Below are 22,460 nucleotides of genomic sequence, written 5' to 3'. Positions count from 1 at the left end.
ATTTATGCCGCCATTGTCTGGACTGCGCGCGTGAAATCCAGATTGCGCGTGCGGGTCGTGTCGATGCGAAAGCCAATCACCTGCTTACCCAGGCGCTCCACCGTCAACACGCCGCTGATGACGGTCGACTGACCTGCAGGGTCGAATGTGAAAACGTCGTTGCCGACTGGGGCGAGCCGGTAGTTGGCACTGCCTGCTACGCCTTCCATTACCAGAGTGAGTTCGTCATTGATCATCGCGATCGTCGCACGCGCGGCGGCGTCGCCACTGTGATACGTGCCCGCCAGACCAGCCGACGCATCGGAGAGTGGGGGGGCATTGTCGGGTAAGCGCTCAAGCGTCTCTGTGTGCCCGCAGTCCACCAACTCGATAGCAGTGACGCGTCCCGCTGCCGGTGCCGTGCGAGGTTTGATCAGGAGCGCGCCGCCCGCACCGTCGTCCACCCGCAACCCGGCGGCCGTCTCGATGAGCGGCAGGGGCATCGGCTTGACGTTTTGCAAGACCGCATTCACGCGCCCGTCGTGGTCGCCGATCACGCAATACGTTCCGGACTGGCGCGAGTGGTACTTGCCAAGCAAGGTTTCGTGCCCGGCTGTTTGCAGGGGTGCAGCAGGTTGTGCGCCCAGTATCGCGTCTCCCAGAGCGATATCGACCACCTGTGTAGCCAGTTCGGCCGGATTGGCCGCCGCGCCGTTGGTGAGAATGATCACATCCAGCGCATGCTGCTCCACGGTCAACATCTGGCAGGCACCGCCGAACACACCGCCGGCATGGTGCAGCAACTCGACGTCGCGATGCGGCGTGCGCATCAGCCCTAGGGCGTATACGCCTTCCGCTCCGCTCGAATAGCGCGGTTTAGTCAGCATCTGGCGCCAGATCGATTCGCTGCCGAGCCGCTTGGGGCCGCGCAGATGCTCGAGCCAGAGCAACATGTCGTCGACTGTCGATACGATCCCACCTTCGCCAAGCACTTCCCACGTGGGAAAGAGGCCGCGCATGAATCCGCCTTTTCCATCCGGCACATGCTGGGTTGCCATGCGCGGGCAGATTTGCATGTCGTCAGCGACCGACTCCGTGTCGACCATGCCCATCACGTTGAAGATGCGTTCCTTCAGAAAGGTCTCGAAGGGGATCCCGCTGACCCGTTCGATCGCGAGCGATAGCAGTTGATATCCGCCGTTGCAGTAGATCATGCGCTCTCCCGGCGGGAAATTGACATCGCGCTGTCGCACTTCGGCGGCCAATGCACCGCCGCGCGGCAGCGTCGCCACACCTTGTGCGAGCAGCGTGAGATCGAGGTAGCAGCGGTAGCCTCCCGTATGCGTCATCAATTGGCGCAAGGTCGGGTCGCCGGCCAGCGGCGGCAGTTCGGGCATATACGTGCGAATCCCGGCGTCGATATCGAGTTTGCCGTCTTCAGCCAGTAGCAGTGCGGCGAGGCAGGTGAAGTGTTTGCTCGTGGAGCCGATGCGCAGACGTGTGGCCGGAGTGTTGATTACGCCGTGCTCGAGGCTCGCAAGGCCGAAGCCGCGCCGGTAGAGGATTTCGCCCCGATGTGCCACGGCTACAACCAGGCCCGGTTCATCGCCCTTGTTGAAACACTCGAACAGGGCATCCAGCTGATTGATGATGTCTTTCGAATCTTGCGTCATTATCAGTTATCCATATTATTAGAACGGAACGGTCAGCGTCGCGCCGATTGTGCGGGGCTGAATCACGCTGACGAGAGCCGGGCCGCCCAGCGGCATCAGCGAGGTACCGGCTGCGATCAAGGCGCGACGGTCAAACAGGTTGCGGACATAGAACGCCAGGCTGAACTTCCTGAAGTCCACGCCTGCTTGCAGATCCGTGATCGCATAGCCGGGCAACGGGTAGTCCGGGCGGCCCGAGCTGGTGTCGAACCCGCTGTGACGTCGGCCGACCAATCGTTGGGTGACCCCCGCATACGACGGATACCCTTGCGCCGTGAACAGATAGGTGCCCGAGAACGTCGCGGCGACCTTGGCCGAATCTGGCAGTGGTTCGCCGGCTGTTGTGCCGGCGCTGGCGTCGCCAGTCGTCAAACGCGCGTCGATGAGCGAAAGGTTCGCGCTGAAGTTCCAGTGCCGGTCGGGACGGAACGTACCGGAGAACTCCAGCCCCTTGATTCGTGCGTCACCGGCGTTGACGACCTGGTTTACACCGTCGACCGTACCGAGCTGCTGGATGTTCTTCCACTCGATGTCGTAGACGGACGCTTCCAGCGATATCCGCTTGTCGAGCAGGTCGGCTTTGTAGCCGGCCTCATAACTCCACAGCGTGTCGGGATCGAACGTCGGCCTGCCCGGCGCGCGCATGCCGGTGAGTGGATCGATTAGCAGTGCATTCGGGCCGCCGGGCCGGTAGCCGCTGGCGACGCGGACATACGCATTGCTATTGGACGTCAGCGCATAGCTCGCGGTGAACATGTAAGTCTTGCTGGTGTCCGACGACGGCGCCGAGACGGTCTGGGTTGGGCCGGCGAGCGTACCGGACGTGGTTTGTTCATACGTCTGGGTGTTGTGTGCGATCCGGATGCCGCCGGTCAACGAAAGGCGCGGGGTGAGGTGATAAGTCAGGTCGCCGTATGCCGCGTACTCGTCGTACGTGCTGGGCGCTTCGATCTCCGACAGGTTCGGCCCGGCTGTGCCATCGGGCAGAGTCGTCAGAAACCCCTCGCTCAAGTTGCTGCGCTCATGCGTATAGAAAAGTCCGGCCAGCCACTCCAGTCGCTGGTTGCCCGGCGAGGTCAAGCGAAACTCCTGCGTGAACTTGTTCGTGGTGGCCACATCCTTTGCCACCACCGAGCCCAGGTCGAGCCCCTGAGCGGCAAATAGCGGCCCATATACGCCGGTCAAGTCTTGCGGCGCGCTCGAGTTGATCCTTTGAAACGACGTGATCGAGTTCAGCCGCGCCCAGCCGAGCTCGTATTCGATTCCGGCCGAATAGAGCTGGATGTTCTGATGAAACGGTTGCGGGGCGAACTGTTGCGTTGTCAGGTCACCCCAAACCGGTTGGCCGTTGGAGCCATATTCAACGTAGTTTGGGTCGTTGCGATTGATGTTCTGCGAGACAGCGGTCAACCGCACCGTCAAGTCTCTGGTCGGAGTCAGCAGCAACGATGCGCGGGCACCGTAGGTGTCGCCGCGATCGATGTGCGAATCCGCCTGGGGACCCACTGCATCGACATAGCCGCCGTCGTGCTGCCCGAAAACGGAGACGCGCAGTGCCGCAACGTCGGTTTTCAGCGGGATGTTCAACGCTGCATTGGCCGTGCCGCTCACTCCGCCATGCTCAGTTCCCGACACGCCGGTGCCGACCAGCCCGGAAAACTGCTCCGAGTCGGGTTCGTTGGTAACGTATTTCAACAAGCCGCCCATCGCGCCGGCGCCGTACAACGTGCCCTGCGGACCACGCAGAATTTCGACGTGGTTGAGATCGAGCAGACTCATGTCGAGCGCAAACGTCGCACTTTGGGAGAACAAGGTGCTGCCGCCGAACGCGACGTCGTCGATATACATGCCGACCGTCGGCCCTGTCTGAACACCTGTTGTCACGCCACGGATACTGACCTGACCGGACCCACTGCCGCCGCTGGCGTTTAGGTCGACGCCCGGCTCCGAAGACAGGTAATCCGACATTGTCTTTGCGCCGCTCTTCTGAAGTTCATCGGCCGGGAGCACGTTGACCTGCATCGGCACTTCGCGCGCCGGCTCACGTCGGCGGGTCGCGGTAACCACAACGGTATTGAGCGTCGCGCCGTCTTTACCTTGCGCTTTCGACGTCTCAGCCGCGGGTGCGTTCGACGCCGCAGTGCTCTGTGCGATGGCCGGCGTTCCGGTGGACGCCGCTTCCGGCGCAGCGATCTGCTGAGTCGGCATTGGTGTTGGCGCTTGTTCCTGCGCATGCACACCCAGCGATGCCAACCCGAAAACCGGTCCGACGAATAGCGTTGCGTAACATCCGCCGTGCCGCAGCGATAACGCCGTCGAAACCGCTGCGTGCTTCGTTCTGTTTTTCATCTTCACCATTGTCTCCTCTTGATTTTGCAATCTACCGAAAGTGGTGCCGCGTAGCGCAACTCAAGGTGAACGGTAAGTGCCGGTTATTTCTGTTTCATGTGGCCTTTGTATCGCTGTTGATACAAACTTGCGGAGAGGGTAGGTGACCAGACAGGCAGTGGACGTATAGCCAATACGGAAATTTGTTTCGAGTTTGCAATAAAGTACACACAGAGACCCTACATTCGCAGGCGATAATTGAAATCATCGCTCGCTGTCGGCCAGGACCATGCGCAAACCCCGCTTCGATTCCGCTTTTTACCGCCTGCTCTTCATGATGATTTCGATCGTCCTGGTGACGCAGGCGAGTGCCGCCCTTTTGCTTTTCAAGCTCTACAGCACGGCTCCTTTCAGACCGCCTCCCGGGATGAGTGCGCCGCTGCAGTGGGGCGCTGCGGTGATGATCCAGGTCATGCCGGCGCTGATCTCGTCCTGGATCGGGGCACGCATGCTGGCTGCCCCCTTCCGCTCGCTAGCCTTGGGGGCAGCTGAATTGTCGAGGAACATCGATGCGCCGCCTATCAAGGAATCGGGGCCCATCGAAGCGCGTCAGGCTGCCAGAGTGTTCAACACCATGCAGGCGTCGCTGCGGCGGCAAATGAGTGAGCGCAACCGTTTTCTCGCCGCTGTGTCGCACGATTTGCGCACACCGCTGACGCGCATGAAACTGCGCCTTCGCTCTGCTCAGGATGTCGAATTGAGTGAACGGCTCAGAGACGATATCGACGAAATGACGCAACTCCTGGAAGCCACGCTGTCGTTTCTACGCAATGAAGAAGTGGTTGAGGCGTTCAGTCCGGTCGATATCAATGCGCTGGTGGATGCGATCGCGGAGGACGCAGCCGAACACGGCCAACGGGTGACAATCAGCGGTGCTGTGCCGCCGATATCGGCCCAGCCGCTCGGCCTCAAGCGTTGCCTGACGAATCTGGTTGCCAACGCGATTCGATACGGTGAAGACGCGCACATCCGTCTGACCGACGCGCCGTCGTGCGTACGTATCGAGATTGTCGATCATGGCCCCGGTATACCGGAGTCGCAACTGGAGCGGGCATTGGAGCCGTTCTACCGGGTGGAAAGTTCTCGCAACAAGAACACCGGGGGAACGGGACTTGGCCTTGCCATCGCGAACGACGTTGTGAAGCGCCATGGCGGCGAGCTGGTGTTGCGCAATGGCACGGAAGGCGGGCTGGTGGCACAGGTTACGCTGCCGCGTCGGTAGAACGGGTGATCGGATCGACCGTAGTCGAAGCTCTATTTCACGCTTGATACACAGTGATCACAAAGCGGAAATGGCGCGTGCTTATAGTCGTTTCACACCCCTAAATCACGTTTGGCAGACCTCACCATGAAAATATATACGGCTCAGCTTTCGACCGAAACGAACACGTTCGCCCCTTGTCCGACCGGTTGGGGTGGTTTCGAGGAGAGCACCATCTTTCACGGCGACGCGAGTTTGCGCGAGCCCGACGGCATGGGGCACGTGCTCGCGGAAGTTCGGCGCCTTGCTGAGCAGGACGGCCATGAAATCAAAGAGGGACTGTGTGCCGAAGCCCAGCCATCCGGTCGCACGATTCGTGCAGTTTACGAGTCCCTGCGAGACGAAATTCTCGACGGTGTGAAAGCCGCGTTGCCGTTGGATGCGGTGATCCTGCTGCTACACGGTGCGATGGTAGCGGAGGGCTACGACGATTGTGAGGGCGACCTGCTCGCCGGCATTCGCGCCATTGTCGGTCCCCACGTGCCCATCTCCGTCACGCTCGATCCGCACTGTCATTTCACACAACTGATGAAGGCATCGGCGGACATCCTGATTGCGTACAAGGAGTATCCGCATATCGATGCCGTCGACCGGGCCCGCGAGGCCTATCTGTTGGCGCTTGATATGGCTGCCGGGCGCATCCGTCCGGAGATCGCTGTGGTCGACTGCCGGATGGTTGGCGCATGGCATACCACTAGCGAGCCGATGGCGGGGTTTGTCCGGCGTATGCACTCGTTCGAAGGGCGCGACGGCGTGCTATCCGTGTCGCTCGGCCACGGTTTCCCGTGGGGCGACGTGCCCGAAGCCGGCGCGAAAGTCTGGGTGGTGACGGACAACGATCTCGCGAAGGCGGAGGCGCTGGCGGCGCAATTGGCTCGCGAATTCTGGGAGCTGCGCAACGCGACCCGCCCGGCATGGCTCGACATCGATACCGGACTGGATCGCGCGCTGGTGCTCGAGGGTGGCCCGGTCGTATTGGCGGATGTCGCGGACAATCCCGGCGGTGGCGCGCCGTGCGACAGCACGTTCATCTTGCGTCGCGTGGTCGAGCGGCGGATTGCCAATGTTGCGATTGGGTGCTTGTGGGATCTTGGTGCTATTCAGATCTGCAGGGACGCCGGTGTGGGGGCGACGCTGGATTTGCGTATTGGCGGGAAATGCAGTGTGTACTCCGGGGACCCCGTGGACTTGCGTGTCACTGTGCGCGGGGTGGTCGAGCGGCATACGCAAAGCATCATGGGTATCGAACAGCCGCTTGGGCGGGCGGTATGGGTCGAAGCGGCCAACGGGCTCGACATCGTGTTGATTTCGGTTCGCACCCAGGTGCTGGGTGTCGACGCGTTCACGGGTCTTGGTATCGACTTCGGCTCAAAGAAGCTGGTGATCGTGAAATCGACGCAGCATTTTCAGGCCGATTTCGCGCCGCGCTCGAAGGCAGTGTTCCACATTGCGGCGCCAGGTGCGCTCACGACGGCTTTTGCCGAACTGGACTATCGGCATCGTGATCTGAACTATTGGCCGCGCGTGTCGAATCCTTTTGCGTCGGCAAAGTGAGTATTTGCCGGCGCGGTCGACGCGCCGGCAAGTGTCAGGCGTCAGGATTCAGGCGTCGGCCCGTACCGGCGTGAAGGCGAGATGCCGGGTACGCGGAGTATCGACACGAAAACCCGTGATGTTTGCGCTCGCTGCATCGCGCGTCAATGTGACGATCCCGGCCATGATATCCATCGGATCGACCGGCGTCAGGCCGAAGACGTCGCTGGCCAGCGGCGTGAGGCGGTAATCGCAACCGCCCGCTGCGCCATCCATCCGAAGGACGAGTGCTTCGCCGTCGATATGGATCGTTGCGCGTGCATTCGCATCATGACTTTCGAACGTGCCAGGCATCCCTGCGATCAGGCAGGGCGTCATCGCGGGCGCTTCAACGAGTCGCGTGAACATGTCTGCGTGGCCACAATGCACGATGCGGATGCACGATAGATCGTCCGGCGCGCCGGGCGATCCCCAGCGCAATGCGACGGCTCCGTCGGCGCTGGCTTCGATCTCTACGTCGTTCAGATCATCATCGCTGTTGTAGAGCGGCATCGAAGGCTTAGGGCAAAGCAGTCCCGTTAACACCAGCGCACCGTCGCGGTCTTCTAGCGCATACACCGTGCTGCTGCCTGGCGACCGGTAGGTGCCGAGGCGTGCCCTATGATCGGCAGCGCGCGCCGCGACCGGTGGCCCGTCGCCGCTCAACTCGCCCGCGAGCACGATGTCGACGACACGCTTCGCAAGTTCAAGCGGTACGTCGACAGCGCCATTGCTGAGCAGGACCACGTCAAGTCCATGTTCTGCCGACACCAGCATCTGGCAGGTGCCTCCTACGACACCGCCCGAATGGTGTATCAGTTTAACGCCTCGATAGACACTGTGCTTAAGACCGAGCGAGTATTGACTGCGCTGGCCGCTTGAAAATACCGGCAAGGCCAGCATCTGCGCCCAGGTATCGGTGTTGCCGACGATCTTGTCGCTGCTGCGCAGGTGTGAGGTCCATCGCAACATGTCGTCGATGGTCGAGATGATCGAGCCCTCGCCCAGCAGGTCCCACGATGGAAAGATGCCGCGCCGGAATCCTCCCTGGCCGTCGGGTACATGCATGGTCGCAATGCCGTGCTCGATTGTCATGTCGTTCGGTACGCACGTCGTATCGCGCATGCGCATGGGGTTGAATATCTGCGTTGCCAGGAACGCGTCGAATGGCATTTCACTTGCGCGCTCGATGGCTAGCGAAAGCAGGTGATAGCCACCGTTCGAATACATCATGCGTTCTCCCGGCGGGAAGTTCTCGTCACGTTGACGGTGCTGCGTCGCCAATAGTGCGCCACGCGGCGAGATTGCCAGGCCCTGCGTCAGCAATGCAAGATCGAGCGCGCATCGCTGGCCGCCGCGATGCGACATCAACTGCCGCAACGTCGGTGCGCCGGCGGCCGGTGGCAACTCAGGCAGATACGCACCGATGGGTGCGTCGGCGTCGAGACGTCCGCTCTCGCACAGGAGCAAGGTAGCAAGGCAAGTGAAGTGTTTGCTGACGGAGCCAATTCGCATGCGCGTGGCCGGCGTGTTGGCGACGCCGTGTTCGAGGCTGGCCATGCCGAGGCCGCGCCGATACAGAAGTTGGCCTCGATGCACAATACCGGCGACTAGCCCGGGTGCATTGGCTTGTTGATAAGGAGCGAACAGCGCGTCGAGCCGCGTCGTCGTGGCGGATGCTTCAGGTGTCATGTCGATAGCTCAGCGAGAGGAAGCGGTGACGCCCGCGTGGCCCCAGATCTGGGGCGGGCAATACAGCAGGCCGTCGACGTAGGCGGCGCCTGGCTCGCGATCGTGAGCGAGAAAAATCGGTCCGTCGAGATCGACGTGATTGCACTGTTGTCCGAGCAGAAAGGCGGGCGCAATCGCTAACGAGGTACCGGCCATGCAACCGACCATCACGGACAAGCCCGCCTCGCGTACGCGTGCGGCGAGATCTAGCGCGCGCGTCAGACCTCCGCATTTATCGAGCTTGAGATTGACGATGTCGTAGCGGCACGCGACGGTAGGTAGGTCCCCGATATCCTGAAACGATTCGTCGGCTGCTAGCGGGATCGGACAATCGATCTCCTCGAGGCAAGCGTCCGCGCCGATCGCGAACGGCTGTTCGAGCATGCCGACGCCCAGCTGTTGCAGCACCGGCATCATCGCGTCGAAGTGCGCGCGCGACCAGCCCTGATTCGCGTCGACGGCGAGCGGCACGTCCGGGCGTATTTCACGGATTGCCGCGAGGCGCACAGCGTCGGCAGCGGTGCCGTCCAGTTTGATCTTCAGCGCCCGGGCGTGGATCAGCGCCCGAGCGACCTGGGCCATCGCATGCGGCGTGTCCACGCCGATCGTCATCGTAGTCAGCAACGGACGCGGTGCGGGCAAGCCGGCCACGCGCCAGACAGGCAGGGCTTGCCGTTGTGATTCGAGCGCCCACAATGCCGCATCGACCGCGTTGCGCGCGCCGCCGGGCGGCAACACGTCGAGGAGTTGTGCACGCGTGATGCCCGCTTCGATCGACGTTCGCACGCTTTCGATTTGTGCTGCGATCGATTCAGGTGTTTCGTCGAGGTAGAAGACGCCGGATGCTTCACCATGGCCGGCATGATACCCGTCGGCGATGGTCACGCTCACGAGGCGAGCGGCATCGATAACGTGGCCGGTGATGTGAAACGGAACGGCCAATGGCCACCGTTCGATACGCAATGAGAGTGTAAGCAGGCGGGGTAACATGGGAGAGGGAGGGAGAAGAGAATCACGCATAGCGTTCGATTGCCCCGCGTACTCCGCGGCCGGCCGCGCGCATCAGAATGCAAGCGGCGAAGAAGCCGAACGCGGCTACACAGACAATCGACCACAGCAGACCCTGGGTGAGCGCGTGCAGACGGTCCGACATGAAACCGATAAACACAGGGCTGACGGATTGCACGACGATCGACGTCAGCGCGCCGATCGCCGCGACGCGCGAGCGCAGATGCGCGGGGCAGATGTTCTGCATGATGGTGGGAAACAGCACCATGCCTGCGACCATGCAAGCGAGCTGGACGCCGAAGAGCGCATAGACCGGCGTGACCGAGCCAACTGCCAGATAGAGGAACGACAGACCGCCTGCAACCAGCGCGCCGCATTCGCAGACACGCAGGGGGGCGAGCGCACCGAAGCGCGCCCTCATGCGGCCGGCCACGAGTCCGCTGAGCACGCAACCTGCAATGCCGCCGGCCATCGCCGCCACACCCATGCCGCTACCTGCTTCGGCCGGCGTGGCGCCGAAGGTCCGCACGGCCACAACCGGCATCCATGTCGCCACACCGCCAAACGCCAGGTTGACCAGTCCGATTGCACCGAAGAACTTGAGCATCATGGTGGCTTCGCGCCGGAAGTAGACCGGTGCGGACGGTAACGGCGCGGAGGACCGGTGACGAGCCGCGGATTCGCCCGTGTCGCTGTGCCGTCCGGGCCGGATGAGTACAACCAGCACGACCAGCACGGGCGTCGGCAAGGCAACGGCAAAGAACGCGATGCGCCACGGCGCGAGATCGGCGAGTCCGGCGGGCAGGGCGCTGTGCAGCGCCGCGATGCCGTGCATCAGCGCGCCGCCAAGCGCCATCCCAGCGCCGGCGCCCAACAGATTGGCGAGGGCGAAGATCGCATTGGCGAGTACGCGTTGACGCGCCGGGAAGAGATCGGGAATCAGGCCATAGATCACCGGCACCAGTCCGGCTTCGCCGATTCCCAAGCCGACGGTGGCGATGAACAATTGCCAGAAGTGGCTGGTCATGCCGCAGATCGCGGTAGCGGCGCTCCAGACGAGTACGCACGCCGCCAGCACCACGCGGCGGTCCACGCGGTCGGCGACCCAGCCGATCGGCAGGGAAGCAACGCCAGCGAAGAGGGCGATGCCCGCACCTTGCATCAGGCCGATTTGCGTGTCGGTCAGCCCAAAATCGTGGCGGATGGGTTCCGTCAGCAGGATCAGCATCTGACGGTCGACGAACGCGAAGAACGCCACGATTACAAGAATCGCCAGGCCAAACCAGGCGAGCGGTCCGGCGCGTGAATCCGATGGCGGGCTTTGGCCCGCTACGGGGGCGGGCAAGTCGAGGTTGGAGTCGAACATGGGGGCTCTGTGATGAGAGAACGGTTATTGCATGAACTGCTCGTTACCCACGAGCCCGATGTGGGTCGCGCCGAGCCGCTGCGCAGACGCCATGACCATCGCGACGGCGCGGTAGGGCGCGGCCTTGTCGGGCCGTAGATGCAGCTCCGTCGCTGTGGGGTCGGAGGCCACGTCGCGCAAGCGCGTTTCTAGCTGTGCGCGCGAGATCAACGCCTCGCCATTCCATGCGATGGTGCCGTCGGCCGCGATATCGATCTGCACCACCGGTGGCGTTTGCGGCTGCGATGGTGGCGCGCCGGTCGGCATGTCGAGCTTGACCGCGTTTGTCTGGATTGGAATGGTGAGGATCAGCATGATCAGCAGGACGAGCATTACGTCAATTAGCGGCGTAGTGTTGATTTCGACCATCACTTCGGCGTCGTCTCCGTCGCCGGTGGGCATCGTCATCGCCATCTCGGGTCTCCTTGTTGGTGTGGATGGATCACTGGCGTGGCGGCGGTTCGGTGATGAAGTCGACCTTGGCGATGCCGGCCCGCTGGCAGGCGAACACTACTCGGCCAACGGCGGCGTAGCGCGCGTCGAGATCGCCGCGGATGTGGACTTCCGGCTGCGGGGATTGCACCGCGACTGCCTTGAGCTTCTCGACGAGCGTTGCCGCATCGGGTACGCGCCGTTCGTCCCAGAACACGTCACCGTCCTTCGTCACGGCGAGAATCACGTTCTGCGGCGTCGTCTGCAGAGGCTGCACGGTCTCCTTGGGCAGCGAGACCGGCACGGTATGCGATACCACCGGAATCGTGATGAGGAAGATGATCAATAGCACCAGCATCACGTCGACCAGCGGCGTCGTGTTGATGGACGCCATGACCTCGTCGTGATCGTCGCCGTCACGGGTTCCCACGGTCATGGCCATGGTTCACCCTACGCGTGAGAGGGAGGTGGCCTTAGTCGCGGCGGCGGCCCCGGCGGTGGTCTTGCCGGTCAGGATGACGATGTGCAATTCCGTCGAAAACCCGCGCACGCGTTCCATCACGGCCTTATTGCGGCGCACGAGCCAGTTGTAGCCGAGCACGGCGGGCACGGCGACAGCCAGGCCGATCGCGGTCATGATCAGCGCTTCGCCGACCGGCCCTGCGACCTTGTCGATGGAGGCCTGCCCTGCGATGCCGATGGCCGTTAGTGCGTGATAAATACCCCACACTGTGCCGAACAGGCCAATGAACGGCGCGGTCGAACCGACGGTGCCGAGAAATGCGAGACCGTCCTGCAAGCGGCTCGAGACTGCGTTGGTGGCGCGTTCGATGGCCGCCGCGACCCAATGATTGAGATCGACCTGTTCGAGTAGCGCGCCTTCGTGATGCTCGAATGACGCGAGACCTTTCTCGGCGATGAAGCGGAACGGACTACAGGCGTCCAGTTGGCGCGTGCCTTCGTTGAGATTGCCCGCTTTCCAGAAGCCCGTTTCCGCCGCCTTCGCGCGTCGCAGCACACGCGCCTGTTCGAGCAGCTTCGCGACGATGATGTACCAACTGCCCATCGACATGATGACCAGAATGAGCAAGGTGCCTCGCGCGATGAAATCGCCGCCCTTCCAGAGCGCATCGAGGCCATAGGGATTCACCACCGTATCGGTAGCGGCATGGGCGGCGCTGGCTGCGAACGACAGAGTCGTCATTAGGGCGGCCGAGCGGGTGCGGTTGGTCATGAACGTCTCCTGAAATGCGTTAGCAAATAAAAAGGAACGGCTGTCGTGGGCAGCCTTAATCGAGCTTGAAAGAGAAGGGCACCTGCACGCGGACCTCTTCGCCCTGCGCGACGCAATGGAACTGCCGCACAGCGTTTTCGGCGGCCCGGTCGAGAACGGGCACGGCCGATTGGGTCACGCTCAGATCCTTGACGTTGCCGTCGGTGCCGACGGTGAACGTCACGACGACATCGCCGGTCAGGTTGTCCTTGAGCGCTTCACGCGGATAACGGATGGCGGCGCGTACTTGCGTCGAGTTCGGACACACGACGCCGACGCTCCTCGCCACCGGCGCTGCAGGCGCGGGGGGCGTCGGCGGTGCGGCGGGTGTGGACGGCGCAGGTATGGTCGACTGCGCGGTGATCGCGTTCGACGACGGCGGCGCGGCGACGTGCACTTCGGGTGGTGGCACGAACGGCGGCGGGGGCGCGACGTGTTTCGGCGGTGGTGGCGCGATTCGCTTCGGCGGCGGTGGAGGTGGGGGCGGTGGCTTGATCTCTTCGATGATGCGCGTCTCGATCGGCTGACGAATCACGTCCACGACTTTCGTCGCGAGACCGGTGAGCAATGCGTAAACGATCACGGCGTGCAATCCGACCACGAAGGCGATGCCGGCCATGCGCCGGGCGGGCGGCTTAGGTTGTGCGTAGTTCATTTCCCGCGTGTCTCCTGCCTTGATATGACTTGGGAGCCACGTTAAGACCCGGGCATTTCTGGTTCATATCGGCTTTGTATCTGTGCTGACACAAACGCTGTCTGGTTCGGAAATGTTGCCGCACGAGGTGCAAAGCCAGACGGGACGGCGGGGGTGGACGATGCAGAGAGGTGTTACTTCGGGAAAAACCGGATCGGGTTATCCATGACATGCGCCCTCGCAAGGCGTGCTGGCTTCTCCGGGCGGCCTTGCAGGGCAAGGCGCAGGGCGATTATTTCAAGGCCGCAACAATTCGTGCAAAAAGTCCTTATATTGAGAGGCAATAATGAGCCTGAGGGCCACACCTCACCGTCGCAATATCGGAGAAGAGACGCCGTGAACAAAGCGATCCGTATTCTCGTCGTCGACGACGACTCGCAGATTCGCAGCCTGCTGTGCGACTGCCTTGCAGACTTCGGCATGACCACCGCGCAAGCCGCCACGGGTGCGGAAATGCATCTCGCGCTCCAGGAGGGCGGCTTCGATCTCGTGGTGCTCGACCTGATGCTGCCGGACGACGACGGCCTCAACCTGTGTCGCGAGATTCGTGCGACCTCGGAGATTCCACTGATCATCCTGACCGCGCGCGGTGAGATGACCGACCGGATCGTCGGGCTGGAATTGGGTGCCGACGACTACGTCGTCAAGCCGTTTGAACCGCGTGAGCTGATCGCGCGGATCCAGACGATCCTGCGCCGCGTGCGTGCTCAAACGCAAGGCCGCACGCGCGCCCAGGAGGAAAGCCGCTTCGCCGGTTGGCGGCTTCACCAGACCGGCCGCCACCTGATTGCCGCCGACAACACGGTCATCCCCTTGTCGAATGCGGAATTTCGTTTGCTCAACGCGTTCCTCGCCGCACCGGGACGTGTGCTGAGCCGCGAATACCTGATGGACACCGCGCGCGGCAAGTCGATCGACGCGTTCGACCGCAGCATCGACGTGCAGATCTCGCGCTTGCGTCAGAAGTTGCGCGAGGATATCAAGGAGCCGAGACTGCTTCGTACGATTCGCGGTGAGGGTTACATGCTCGATGTCAGTCACCGTTAGGCGCTCGTGCCACTCATTGCGGCGATTGCACGCGTTCCCGATGCGATGCTCGATCCGCATGTGATCGCCGTGTTACCGGATCGAGCTCGCCGTGCAAACTGTTCTAGAACCGCTCGACCCTGAACGGCCGCGTGTCCACGAGCGTTTCCTCGTGGGTCATCATCTCGGCGATCAGCCGGCCTGTGACCGGTCCTAGCGTCAGCCCGTGGTGCGCGTGGCCAAACGCGAACCATAAGTCCCGATGATTCCTGGCTGGTCCGATGATCGGCATCATGTCGGGCGTACAAGGGCGCCGCCCCATCCAGGCTTCGCTGTCGAGACGCTCGCCCAATGGAAACAGCGTGCGTGCAATCGGCTCGACCGCGGTGAGTTGCGTGGGCGTTTTGGGTGCATCGCAGTGCGCGATTTCCGCCCCCGTGGTTAAGCGAATGCCTTTTGCCATGGGCGCCAGCAGGTAGCCTTTCTCGACGTCCAGAACTGGATGATTCAGACGGGCCGCTGCCTTGGGCGCATAGTGCATGTGGTACCCACGTTTGACGGCAAGCGGTAAGCGGTAGCCGAGCCGCGAGCTCACGCGATCTGACCACGGCCCCAACGCGACTACCGCTGATGAAGCCGTGATCGTTCCGGCCTCCGTATCGACCGCCCAACCTTCACGAAACGAATCCGCATCGCCGATGAAAAATCGTCCGCCAAGCGCTTCGAAATACTTCGCGTAGGCAGTGACGAGTGCATTGGGGTCGCTCACGGAATCGGACGCCGTGTAGCGCAAGCCGCCGGCCAGAGTCTTGTCGAGATCGGGCTCCCTCTGTTGCAGGCGCGCGGCGCCGAGCGCTTCGAACTCGACGCCATATGCACGATGCCACTGTTCAGCGAGCCGGGTCTCCGCGTCCCGTACCTTGTCAGTGCGAAACACCTTGATCCAGCCGGTGTGGCGCAATAATGTGCTCGCGCCGGCTGCGGCGGCTAGCGCGCGGTGCTCGTCCACGCAATGCTCGATCAATGTTGCGTACGACTTCGCGATAGCAGCGTGTTTTTCCGGATGAGAGTTGCGCCAGTATTGCCACAGGAACGGCGCGGTCTTGAGCATGGCGTCGGCATGGTAGCGAACGTCTGGCGACTGGTTGCGCGCGTACCGAAGCAAGGTGCCGAGGTCGCGGGGAAACGCATAGGGATACACGCCTTCGCGCTGGATCAGCCCGGCATTGCCGAACGACGTTTCGTTGCCGGGCTGCTTGCGGTCGACCAATGCGACGTGGCGGCCGCGTTTCTGAAGGTGCACGGCAACGCACACGCCGACAATGCCCGCGCCGAGCACGATGGCATCGAATTTCGTTGTGCTCATAAACTCACCTGTTGCCGCTTACGCCAGAAGCGCCGTCACTGCGACTTCGACGTCGCAACCCGGCTTCATCAGCAAGGCCTGCACACACGCACGGGTGGGGGCGTGACCTGCCGGCACCCATGAGTCCCACGCGGCGTTGAAGTCCGCGAAGTGCCTGGGGTCGCTTAGCCAGATGTTCGCTGACAGGAGGCGCGTACGATCGACGCCGGCCGATTCGAGCAAGGTGTCGATGCGCGCCAGGACTTCTTTCGTCTGTTCGGTGACGGATACGTTCGCCGAGTCGGGGACCTGGCCGGCAAGATAAACAACGCCGTTGGCGATCACTGCCTGGCTCATGCGCGCATTCGTTTGCAGACGTTTGATTTCGTTGGACATAGTTTTGGTGTGCCGACATGCCGGCGCTACACGGGCCGGACTCGTTGAAAGAAAGGGTAAAGCGAGGTGAGTTATCATATACGAGAAAATTAAAATTCTCGTATATGAGAAGAAATTCTCCGCTGAAAGTGAGTGAGATGGTCAAGGCATTGATGAAAAAACAGGTTGCGAACACCCCTGAAGCGCCGCCCGCGCTCGATCATAAATTGGTGGGTGGGCACTTGCGGCAGGCGCGCAAGGCGCGCGGGCTGACCCTGACGGAGTTGTCGGAACGCTCCGGCATTGCGGTGTCGACGATCTCCAAGGCCGAGCGCGGCGATATCGCGCTGACCTATGACAAGTTTGCGGCGCTCGCGCATTCGCTGGAACTGGAGTTCGACGCGATCTTCGGGCGCGTCCGCAAGCCGGCTGCCGATGCAATGAAGCCGTCGTTTACGGCCGCCGGCAAGCAGCAGATCTACGACACGCCGAACTACGAGTACGGCATGCTCGCTCACAACCTGACCGGCAAGCGAATGGTGCCGATGCGTGCGCACATCCACGCGCGTGCCGTGTCGGACTTTCCCGAGTACATCCGGCATTCAGGCGAAGAGTTCGTCTTCCTGTTGAGCGGCAAACTGGAACTGCGCTTCGAAAACGGCAAGGCATTCAAGTTGATGCCAGGCGACAGTCTGTATTTCGACAGTTCGGTCGGGCACATCTATTTGAGCCTCAGCAAGGAGGATGCAGAGGCGCTGGTGTGCTGTGTCGATACCGATGAACATCGGCTGAGTGGCACAATCTGACTGATCGCTGGACGCATCTCCATCTCGCCTTAAATTCCCGTGCGATCCCGGCAATGCTGACACCGGCATTGTGAAGGAACCACGATACGAATACGCCGTCCTTGCCTTTCCGATTTGTTTAACTATAGTGTTAAATATCAACCGAAAGGTTTATAAAAGGAGGCAATCATGAGCGAACCGTTTCATCGTCCTTCGTTGGGCGCGTCGGTGTACTACAAGGATCCGTTTGCCGCGCTCGACTGGCTCGAGAAAGCGTTCGGCTTCGAGCGTCAACTGGTGGTCACGGATAGCGACGGCCAGTTGGGTCACTCGGAAATGCGCTTCGGCGACAGCTACGTGATGATCTGCCGCGAATGGTCGGAAGACGCGGCAAGCCCGGCTTCGATCGGCGGCAAGAATACGCAATCGGTGCACGTGCAACTGCGCGAGGGACTCGACGAACATTGCGCCCGCGCGCGTGCCGCGGGCGCTGTCATCACGCGCGAGCCGGCGGATCAGTTTTACGGCGACCGCGTCTATGCGGCGCGCGATCCGGAAGGGCACGTCTGGAGCTTCGGCCAGACCGTGCGAGCGGTGTCGCGTGAGGAAGCCGAGCGCGTGAGCGGGCTGAAAATCGAAGGATGGGTTTAAACGGATGGGTAAGCCGATGGGACTGCCTGCCAGCGCTTCGCTTGACCGCACGTTGGCCGCGCTTGCCGATCCGAACCGGCGTCAGGTGGTCGACCTGCTCAGCCAGCAGCCGATGCGCGCCGGCGAACTCGCACAAGCCACCGGGCTCTCGCCGCAGGCGATGAGCCGGCATTTACGTGTGCTGCGTTCGAGCGAGCTGATCGAAGAATCGCACGATGGCGTCGACGCGCGCGTGCGGCTCTACGTGCTGAGATCGGCGCCGATGAGCGAACTGAAGGCATGGCTCGAACAGACCGAAGCGTTGTGGTCCGAGCAATTGCTGGCGTTCAAGGCGCATCTGGAGCAGCAGGAATGAGTTCGCGCGTGCAGGTGTCGCTCCGCGTTGCGGCCACGCCGCTGCGCGCGTTCGATGTGTTCACGCGCGAGATCGGCAGATGGTGGCGGCCGAACGGGCTGTTTCAATTCACGCCGCAAGGCGCGGGCGTGCTGTCGTTCGAGCAGGCCGCGGCGCCTCTCACGACCGGGGCGTATGGGCGCCTGATCGAAACGCAGCAGGACGGCAGCGTGTTCGAGATCGGCCGCGTCACGGCCTGGGAGCCGGGTGAGCGTTTGGCATTCGGCTGGCATCAGGCCAGTTTCACCGATGCGCAGCACACGCAGGTCGAAGTGCGTTTCGAAGCAGTGGGCGACGAAACGCGCGTGACGGTTGAGCATCGCGGCTGGGATACGGTGCCGCAGGAGCATGTGGCGCGCCACCATTTCCCCGAGCGCGAGTTTCTGTTGCGGCACGGCGAATGGTGGCAGGCCTTGCTGGCGTCGCTACGGACTGAGGTGCAAGCTGCTGCGCCGCCGGGCTGAAAACCGGCGCGTCGTTGTCACGTTCTCATCAGCGTGTGGCGATCGCGGCGGCAACACCTGCCATGACCGTGGCACTGGCGCGATTGGTGATCCTGACTGCGCGGCGGGTGCTCAACAGCTTGCGTGCACGCGTTGCTAGCAGAGCCCAGCCGAAGTCGACGGCCATCAACACGATCAGCATGGTGAGCGTCAGTTCGAACCACGCGACGGTGCCGATGCGTGACAGATCGACGATGGTCGGCAGCAACGCGAGGTAGAACATCATGATCTTCGGATTGCCAAGTGTCACCAGCATGCCGGCGACGAACATGCGCCACGGCGACTGGCCGCACGGCAACTCGCTGCCTTGCACGTCGGCCGGTGCGCGCCACATCTTCCACGCAAGGAACAGCAGATAGGCGACACCCACGAATTTCAGCACGATGAACACCATGCCGAAGCTGCGCGCGATCACCGCGAGACCGGCCACCGCGCAGGTGAGCCACAATGCTTCGCCGAGCCACATCGCGGCGAGAAACGGCAACACGTCGCGAAAGCCGTTGGTCAGCACGCGCGCGACCAGCGCGGCGGTGCTGGGGCCCGGCGTGCCGGCGGCGATGATCAGCGCCAGGGCGAAAACGAGCAAAGCAGACAGCGTCATAACGTTTCTCCGCGAATTTGAGTGAGCATGCAACTGCCGGCTCAATGAGCGCGCAACCTTCGGTTGACGAAACGCCACACGGCGCTCACCAGCAACGATCCAACACCGAGCGAGACGCCCAGCAGGACGATCGAGCTCATATGATCGCGCACCAGCGGCACGTTGCCGAACAGATAGCCGGCCGCCACCAGCGACACGATCCACAGTGCAGCACCGGCCGTGACGAACGAGACGAAACGTGCAAACGTCATGCGTGAAACACCGGCGACGAACGGCGCGAAAGTGCGCACGACCGCAATGAACGGTGACAGCAGAAAGGTCAGGCCGCCGCGTGCTTCGTAAAACGCGTGCGCTTTACGTAGTGCACCCTTATCAAGCCAGCGGTAATCCGCGGTATAGACTTTTTCGCCGATCGCGCGGCCAATCGCATAGCAGACAATGCTGCCCGCCACGGTAGCGGCGAACAGCACGGGGATCACGAGCCAGACGTTCAGCGCACCGGTGGCGGCGAGACCGCCACAGATGAAAATCAGCGGATCGCCAGGCAAAAAGAATAGCGGCAGGAAGCCGATCTCGACGAACACTACGAGAAACAGCATCGCGTATACGGCCGTGCCGTATTGCACGATCAAACCGCTCAGGTGCTGGTCGAAGTGCAGGGCGACCTGCAACACATGCATGAAATCCATCTTGGTTCGAAAGGGATTGAGGTATTCAGGAGTTTAGTCCCGTGGCGGCGCAGGCACTTGTTTATTTCGGGGTCGCAATGTCAATATCGGGGGAGCCTTCCGGAATCACCTCTAGAAAACCTACAAAATGCTTATGCAACACGCTTCCAACATCACGTTCCGCCTTGCCGCGCCGCACGATGCCAACGCTATCCGTACGATCGAATTCGAGGCCGGCCAGCGCTTTGTCGGCGTCGGCATGATCGGCATCGCCGATGCACCGCCGATGGAGCTGGAACTCGTCAACCGCAAGATCGACGCGCGGCAGATCGTCGTCGCCGTGGATGCCGACGAGTCCTGTGTGGGATTCGTGATGTTCGAGGCGCAGCCCGCGCGCTTCTATGTTCAGGAACTCGACGTGCTGAGCTCGCATGCCGGGCAACGCATCGGCGCGGCGCTGATCGAGCAGGTCGCGCAACTCGCACGCGCGCAACAGGTCACGCAACTTGTATTGTCGACGTTTCGCGAGGTGCCGTGGAACGCGCCGTACTATCGGCGGCTCGGCTTTCACGATATCCAGGAGGCCGATCTCGATGCGGCGCTGATCGCGCGGCGCGACGCGCATATCGCGCGCGGACTCGACGAATCGAAGCGCGTGTTCATGCGGCGTGATCTGGCATGACGGCAGGCGAGAGCGCTTAGTGTGCCAACGCTGCGTCTGTGATGTGTCTGCGATGAGCGTGCAATTCACACGAAGCGCCCGACCGGCAGCGCATAAAAAAACGCGGCAGGTGAGATTGGACATCCGTCCGCTCATACCCGCCGCGCTGTCGTACCGCACACTTCTACGAATCAGCCGCCTTAATACAGCGGCTTAACCCTCCGCCGACTTCGCAGCTCATTTGCGTTGTTAATTTCCCAGCTCAATTTCCAGCTGACTTCGACCACTTATTCGACAGTTTCCAGCGTCGGATAATCGACGTAGCCGGTTTCGCCACGTGCATAGTACGTCGCCGGATTCGGCTTGTTCAACGGGGCATTCGTCTCGAAGCGGCGCACCAGATCCGGATTCGCGATGAACAGTTGACCCCACGCGACCGCATCCGCTTCACCCGCGTCGAGCACGTGCTGCGCGGTTTCCTTGGTGAACTTTTCGTTCGCGATGTACGGGCCGCCGAACGCTTTCTTCAGTTGCGGGCCGAGGCGGTCGTCGCCGAGCGCTTCGCGGGCAGCGATGAACGCAATCTTGCGCTTGCCGAGTTCGTGTGCCACGTAACCGAAGGTGGCCGCCGGGTCCGAATCGCCCATGGTGTGTGCGTCGCGGCGCGGTGCGAGGTGCACGCCGACACGATTCGCGCCCCAGACGTCGATGCAGGCGTCGGTAATTTCGAGCAGCAGGCGGGCGCGGTTTTCGATCGGGCCGCCGTACGCGTCGGTACGCTTGTTGGTGCTGTCCTGCAGGAACTGGTCGAGCAGATAGCCGTTCGCGCCGTGCACTTCCACGCCGTCGAAACCTGCCGCCTTCGCGTTTTCGGCGCCCTTGCGGAACGCGTCCACCACACCGGTGATTTCATCGAGTCCCAGTGCGCGCGGCGTCACGTACGCACGCTCCGGACGCACCAGGCTCACGTGGCCTTGTGCCGCGATCGCGCTCGGCGCGACCGGCAGTTCGCCCTTCAGGAACAGCGGGTCCGAGATACGGCCGACGTGCCAGAGTTGCAGGAAGATCTTGCCGCCGGCTGCATGCACGGCGTTCGTGACAATCTTCCAGCCCTCGACCTGTTCCTGCGACCAGATGCCCGGCGTTTCGGCGTAACCGACGCCTTGCGGTGTGACGGAAGTGGCTTCGCTGATGATCAGGCCCGCCGTGGCGCGTTCGGCGTAGTACTTCGCCATCAGCGCGTTCGGCACGCGGATTTCGTCGGCGCGTTGGCGCGTGAGCGGCGCCATGATGATGCGGTTCGACAACGTGATGTCGCCAATCTGGAGCGGGTCAAAAAGAGTCGGCATAAGAGTTCACCTTAGGTGGCGGGCGCGTGGCCCGAGCCTTAAAAAATTGCACGATGAAATAAGCGAAAAACGCGGCGATGCGGATGATGTGCTCAGAGCCCGGTGTTCATGTGCTCGAGAAACGCCTGAATGACAGCCTCATTGCGTTTGAAAAACACCCATTGACCCACCCGCCTGGACGTGACGAGACCCGCGCGCTGCAAGGCGGCGAGGTGCGCCGACACGGTTGACTGCGACAGGCCGCAGCGCGCGTCGATCTTGCCGGCGCACACGCCTTGATCGAGCGGCAACTCCTGATCGGAGAAATGCGCGTACGGCTCGCGCAGCCAGCCAAGGATCTCCCGCCGTACAGGGTTGGCAAGCGCTTTGTGGATCGCGTCGATATCGAGCGTCATGTGGGTCAGTTTTCAGGGCATCAACAACCGGCAGACGTGGCCGCCGGTTGGCGGCCACACATCTGCATCGCTACAAAACGAATTGTATATCGGAATTTAACGATATGCTTGAAGCCATTACTGGCTATGGGGTCGATAGTTGTGGGCGCACAAATAAGCCTGCACTTTCGGGACGGACCGCATTTCGCACAAAAAAGAACGCAGCGCAAATTTCACAATGTGAAATCGCGCTCGTAAATCAGCTGCAGATGG

General features: G+C 62.1%; 23 protein-coding genes. 8 read left to right on the top strand and 15 right to left on the bottom strand.

Annotated elements, in window-relative coordinates; all coding sequences use genetic code 11:
* Positions 1-2: 2 nt before the first annotated feature.
* Both PQQ96_RS11995 and PQQ96_RS11990 read right to left on the bottom strand, forming a co-directional pair.
* Entirely contained in the window at positions 3-1,652 is a 1,650-nt protein-coding gene (locus PQQ96_RS11995; RefSeq protein WP_408291844.1) for a serine hydrolase domain-containing protein, read from the bottom strand.
* An 18-nt stretch (positions 1,653-1,670) separates the two neighbouring features.
* Positions 1,671-4,040 carry a TonB-dependent receptor gene (locus PQQ96_RS11990; protein ID WP_408291842.1) on the bottom strand — a complete coding sequence of 790 codons (2,370 nt, stop codon included), beginning with the start codon at positions 4,038-4,040 and terminating at the stop codon, positions 1,671-1,673.
* Positions 4,041-4,308: 268 nt separating this feature from the next.
* Between PQQ96_RS11990 and PQQ96_RS11985 the strand changes: the two genes are divergently transcribed.
* Both PQQ96_RS11985 and PQQ96_RS11980 read left to right on the top strand, forming a co-directional pair.
* Positions 4,309-5,301: an ATP-binding protein gene (locus PQQ96_RS11985; RefSeq protein ID WP_408291841.1), complete on the top strand. Its 993-nt coding sequence runs from the start codon at positions 4,309-4,311 to the stop codon at positions 5,299-5,301.
* Positions 5,302-5,427: 126 nt separating this feature from the next.
* Complete coding sequence (locus PQQ96_RS11980) at positions 5,428-6,894, top strand: M81 family metallopeptidase (RefSeq protein ID WP_408291839.1); 1,467 nt, start codon at positions 5,428-5,430, stop codon at positions 6,892-6,894.
* Between the two features lie 48 nt (positions 6,895-6,942).
* Here PQQ96_RS11980 and PQQ96_RS11975 read toward each other — a convergent pair whose 3' ends face one another.
* Genes PQQ96_RS11975 through PQQ96_RS11945 form a run of 7 tightly spaced genes read right to left on the bottom strand, consistent with a single transcriptional unit; the run spans position 6,943 to position 13,416 of the window.
* Positions 6,943-8,604, bottom strand: coding sequence for a serine hydrolase domain-containing protein (locus PQQ96_RS11975; RefSeq protein WP_408291838.1), 1,662 nt, complete (start codon positions 8,602-8,604; stop codon positions 6,943-6,945).
* A 9-nt stretch (positions 8,605-8,613) separates the two neighbouring features.
* Positions 8,614-9,633, bottom strand: coding sequence for a dipeptide epimerase (locus PQQ96_RS11970; protein WP_408291973.1), 1,020 nt, complete (start codon positions 9,631-9,633; stop codon positions 8,614-8,616).
* A gap of 22 nt (positions 9,634-9,655) precedes the next feature.
* On the bottom strand, positions 9,656-11,017 hold the full coding sequence (locus PQQ96_RS11965) for an MFS transporter (RefSeq protein WP_408291836.1): 1,362 nt from the start codon (positions 11,015-11,017) through the stop codon (positions 9,656-9,658).
* A gap of 24 nt (positions 11,018-11,041) precedes the next feature.
* Entirely contained in the window at positions 11,042-11,470 is a 429-nt protein-coding gene (locus PQQ96_RS11960; protein ID WP_408291834.1) for an ExbD/TolR family protein, read from the bottom strand.
* A gap of 28 nt (positions 11,471-11,498) precedes the next feature.
* Positions 11,499-11,930 carry an ExbD/TolR family protein gene (locus PQQ96_RS11955; protein WP_408291833.1) on the bottom strand — a complete coding sequence of 144 codons (432 nt, stop codon included), beginning with the start codon at positions 11,928-11,930 and terminating at the stop codon, positions 11,499-11,501.
* A gap of 3 nt (positions 11,931-11,933) precedes the next feature.
* Entirely contained in the window at positions 11,934-12,722 is a 789-nt protein-coding gene (locus tag PQQ96_RS11950) for a MotA/TolQ/ExbB proton channel family protein (protein WP_408291831.1), read from the bottom strand.
* A 55-nt stretch (positions 12,723-12,777) separates the two neighbouring features.
* Complete coding sequence (locus PQQ96_RS11945; protein ID WP_408291829.1) at positions 12,778-13,416, bottom strand: energy transducer TonB; 639 nt, start codon at positions 13,414-13,416, stop codon at positions 12,778-12,780.
* 375 nt (positions 13,417-13,791) lie between these two features.
* Between PQQ96_RS11945 and PQQ96_RS11940 the strand changes: the two genes are divergently transcribed.
* A complete protein-coding gene (locus PQQ96_RS11940) occupies positions 13,792-14,502 on the top strand; it encodes a response regulator (RefSeq protein WP_408291827.1) in 711 nt (236 codons plus the stop codon).
* Between the two features lie 103 nt (positions 14,503-14,605).
* Here the strand turns inward: PQQ96_RS11940 and PQQ96_RS11935 are convergent, their stop codons facing one another.
* Positions 14,606-15,847: an NAD(P)/FAD-dependent oxidoreductase gene (locus PQQ96_RS11935; protein ID WP_408291826.1), complete on the bottom strand. Its 1,242-nt coding sequence runs from the start codon at positions 15,845-15,847 to the stop codon at positions 14,606-14,608.
* A gap of 18 nt (positions 15,848-15,865) precedes the next feature.
* Complete coding sequence (locus tag PQQ96_RS11930) at positions 15,866-16,222, bottom strand: RidA family protein (protein ID WP_408291824.1); 357 nt, start codon at positions 16,220-16,222, stop codon at positions 15,866-15,868.
* A gap of 152 nt (positions 16,223-16,374) precedes the next feature.
* Here PQQ96_RS11930 and PQQ96_RS11925 point away from each other — a divergent pair, with 152 nt between their 5' ends.
* From PQQ96_RS11925 to PQQ96_RS11910, 4 genes are all read left to right on the top strand, one after another.
* On the top strand, positions 16,375-17,007 hold the full coding sequence (locus PQQ96_RS11925; RefSeq protein WP_408291822.1) for a helix-turn-helix domain-containing protein: 633 nt from the start codon (positions 16,375-16,377) through the stop codon (positions 17,005-17,007).
* Positions 17,008-17,175: 168 nt separating this feature from the next.
* The gene (locus tag PQQ96_RS11920) at positions 17,176-17,637 is read left to right on the top strand and encodes a VOC family protein (protein WP_408291820.1); all 462 of its coding nucleotides are present in this window, start codon (positions 17,176-17,178) and stop codon (positions 17,635-17,637) included.
* A 4-nt stretch (positions 17,638-17,641) separates the two neighbouring features.
* The gene (locus tag PQQ96_RS11915) at positions 17,642-17,992 is read left to right on the top strand and encodes an ArsR/SmtB family transcription factor (protein WP_408291818.1); all 351 of its coding nucleotides are present in this window, start codon (positions 17,642-17,644) and stop codon (positions 17,990-17,992) included.
* A complete protein-coding gene (locus tag PQQ96_RS11910) occupies positions 17,989-18,495 on the top strand; it encodes an SRPBCC domain-containing protein (protein WP_408291816.1) in 507 nt (168 codons plus the stop codon). The genes PQQ96_RS11915 and PQQ96_RS11910 overlap by 4 nt, the downstream gene beginning before the upstream one ends.
* A 28-nt stretch (positions 18,496-18,523) precedes the next feature.
* On the opposite strand, the gene PQQ96_RS11905 is transcribed toward PQQ96_RS11910, so the two are convergent.
* On the bottom strand, positions 18,524-19,135 hold the full coding sequence (locus PQQ96_RS11905; protein ID WP_408291814.1) for a LysE family translocator: 612 nt from the start codon (positions 19,133-19,135) through the stop codon (positions 18,524-18,526).
* Positions 19,136-19,176: 41 nt separating this feature from the next.
* On the bottom strand, positions 19,177-19,824 hold the full coding sequence (locus PQQ96_RS11900) for a VTT domain-containing protein (RefSeq protein ID WP_408291812.1): 648 nt from the start codon (positions 19,822-19,824) through the stop codon (positions 19,177-19,179).
* Positions 19,825-19,957: 133 nt separating this feature from the next.
* Between PQQ96_RS11900 and PQQ96_RS11895 the strand changes: the two genes are divergently transcribed.
* Positions 19,958-20,485, top strand: coding sequence for a GNAT family N-acetyltransferase (locus PQQ96_RS11895; protein ID WP_408291810.1), 528 nt, complete (start codon positions 19,958-19,960; stop codon positions 20,483-20,485).
* Positions 20,486-20,751: 266 nt separating this feature from the next.
* Here the strand turns inward: PQQ96_RS11895 and PQQ96_RS11890 are convergent, their stop codons facing one another.
* Together PQQ96_RS11890 and PQQ96_RS11885 are read right to left on the bottom strand one after the other, a co-directional pair.
* On the bottom strand, positions 20,752-21,813 hold the full coding sequence (locus PQQ96_RS11890; protein WP_408291808.1) for an alkene reductase: 1,062 nt from the start codon (positions 21,811-21,813) through the stop codon (positions 20,752-20,754).
* A gap of 92 nt (positions 21,814-21,905) precedes the next feature.
* On the bottom strand, positions 21,906-22,208 hold the full coding sequence (locus PQQ96_RS11885) for an ArsR/SmtB family transcription factor (RefSeq protein WP_172314577.1): 303 nt from the start codon (positions 22,206-22,208) through the stop codon (positions 21,906-21,908).
* Between the last annotated feature and the right edge of the window lie 252 nt (positions 22,209-22,460).

The organism is Paraburkholderia sediminicola (genome assembly GCF_046027825.1).
Classification (GTDB): domain Bacteria; phylum Pseudomonadota; class Gammaproteobacteria; order Burkholderiales; family Burkholderiaceae; genus Paraburkholderia; species Paraburkholderia sediminicola_D.
This window is presented reverse-complemented; position numbering and strand designations above follow the sequence as displayed.

Excerpts from the sequence above, each read along its gene's own strand:
- PQQ96_RS11965 (WP_408291836.1), bottom strand. The coding sequence starts at position 11,017 with ATGTTCGACTCCAACCTCGACTTGCCCGCCCCCGTAGCGGGCCAAAGC.
- PQQ96_RS11900 (WP_408291812.1), bottom strand. The coding sequence starts at position 19,824 with ATGGATTTCATGCATGTGTTGCAGGTCGCCCTGCACTTCGACCAGCAC.
- PQQ96_RS11970 (WP_408291973.1), bottom strand. The coding sequence starts at position 9,633 with ATGTTACCCCGCCTGCTTACACTCTCATTGCGTATCGAACGGTGGCCA.
- PQQ96_RS11990 (WP_408291842.1), bottom strand. The coding sequence starts at position 4,040 with ATGAAAAACAGAACGAAGCACGCAGCGGTTTCGACGGCGTTATCGCTG.
- PQQ96_RS11895 (WP_408291810.1), top strand. The coding sequence starts at position 19,958 with ATGCAACACGCTTCCAACATCACGTTCCGCCTTGCCGCGCCGCACGAT.
- PQQ96_RS11915 (WP_408291818.1), top strand. The coding sequence starts at position 17,642 with ATGGGTAAGCCGATGGGACTGCCTGCCAGCGCTTCGCTTGACCGCACG.
- PQQ96_RS11945 (WP_408291829.1), bottom strand. The coding sequence starts at position 13,416 with ATGAACTACGCACAACCTAAGCCGCCCGCCCGGCGCATGGCCGGCATC.
- PQQ96_RS11925 (WP_408291822.1), top strand. The coding sequence starts at position 16,375 with ATGAAAAAACAGGTTGCGAACACCCCTGAAGCGCCGCCCGCGCTCGAT.
- PQQ96_RS11985 (WP_408291841.1), top strand. The coding sequence starts at position 4,309 with ATGCGCAAACCCCGCTTCGATTCCGCTTTTTACCGCCTGCTCTTCATG.
- PQQ96_RS11975 (WP_408291838.1), bottom strand. The coding sequence starts at position 8,604 with ATGACACCTGAAGCATCCGCCACGACGACGCGGCTCGACGCGCTGTTC.
- PQQ96_RS11950 (WP_408291831.1), bottom strand. The coding sequence starts at position 12,722 with ATGACCAACCGCACCCGCTCGGCCGCCCTAATGACGACTCTGTCGTTC.
- PQQ96_RS11935 (WP_408291826.1), bottom strand. The coding sequence starts at position 15,847 with ATGAGCACAACGAAATTCGATGCCATCGTGCTCGGCGCGGGCATTGTC.
- PQQ96_RS11955 (WP_408291833.1), bottom strand. The coding sequence starts at position 11,930 with ATGGCCATGACCGTGGGAACCCGTGACGGCGACGATCACGACGAGGTC.
- PQQ96_RS11885 (WP_172314577.1), bottom strand. The coding sequence starts at position 22,208 with ATGACGCTCGATATCGACGCGATCCACAAAGCGCTTGCCAACCCTGTA.
- PQQ96_RS11890 (WP_408291808.1), bottom strand. The coding sequence starts at position 21,813 with ATGCCGACTCTTTTTGACCCGCTCCAGATTGGCGACATCACGTTGTCG.
- PQQ96_RS11960 (WP_408291834.1), bottom strand. The coding sequence starts at position 11,470 with ATGGCGATGACGATGCCCACCGGCGACGGAGACGACGCCGAAGTGATG.
- PQQ96_RS11995 (WP_408291844.1), bottom strand. The coding sequence starts at position 1,652 with ATGACGCAAGATTCGAAAGACATCATCAATCAGCTGGATGCCCTGTTC.
- PQQ96_RS11920 (WP_408291820.1), top strand. The coding sequence starts at position 17,176 with ATGAGCGAACCGTTTCATCGTCCTTCGTTGGGCGCGTCGGTGTACTAC.
- PQQ96_RS11980 (WP_408291839.1), top strand. The coding sequence starts at position 5,428 with ATGAAAATATATACGGCTCAGCTTTCGACCGAAACGAACACGTTCGCC.
- PQQ96_RS11910 (WP_408291816.1), top strand. The coding sequence starts at position 17,989 with ATGAGTTCGCGCGTGCAGGTGTCGCTCCGCGTTGCGGCCACGCCGCTG.
- PQQ96_RS11905 (WP_408291814.1), bottom strand. The coding sequence starts at position 19,135 with ATGACGCTGTCTGCTTTGCTCGTTTTCGCCCTGGCGCTGATCATCGCC.
- PQQ96_RS11930 (WP_408291824.1), bottom strand. The coding sequence starts at position 16,222 with ATGTCCAACGAAATCAAACGTCTGCAAACGAATGCGCGCATGAGCCAG.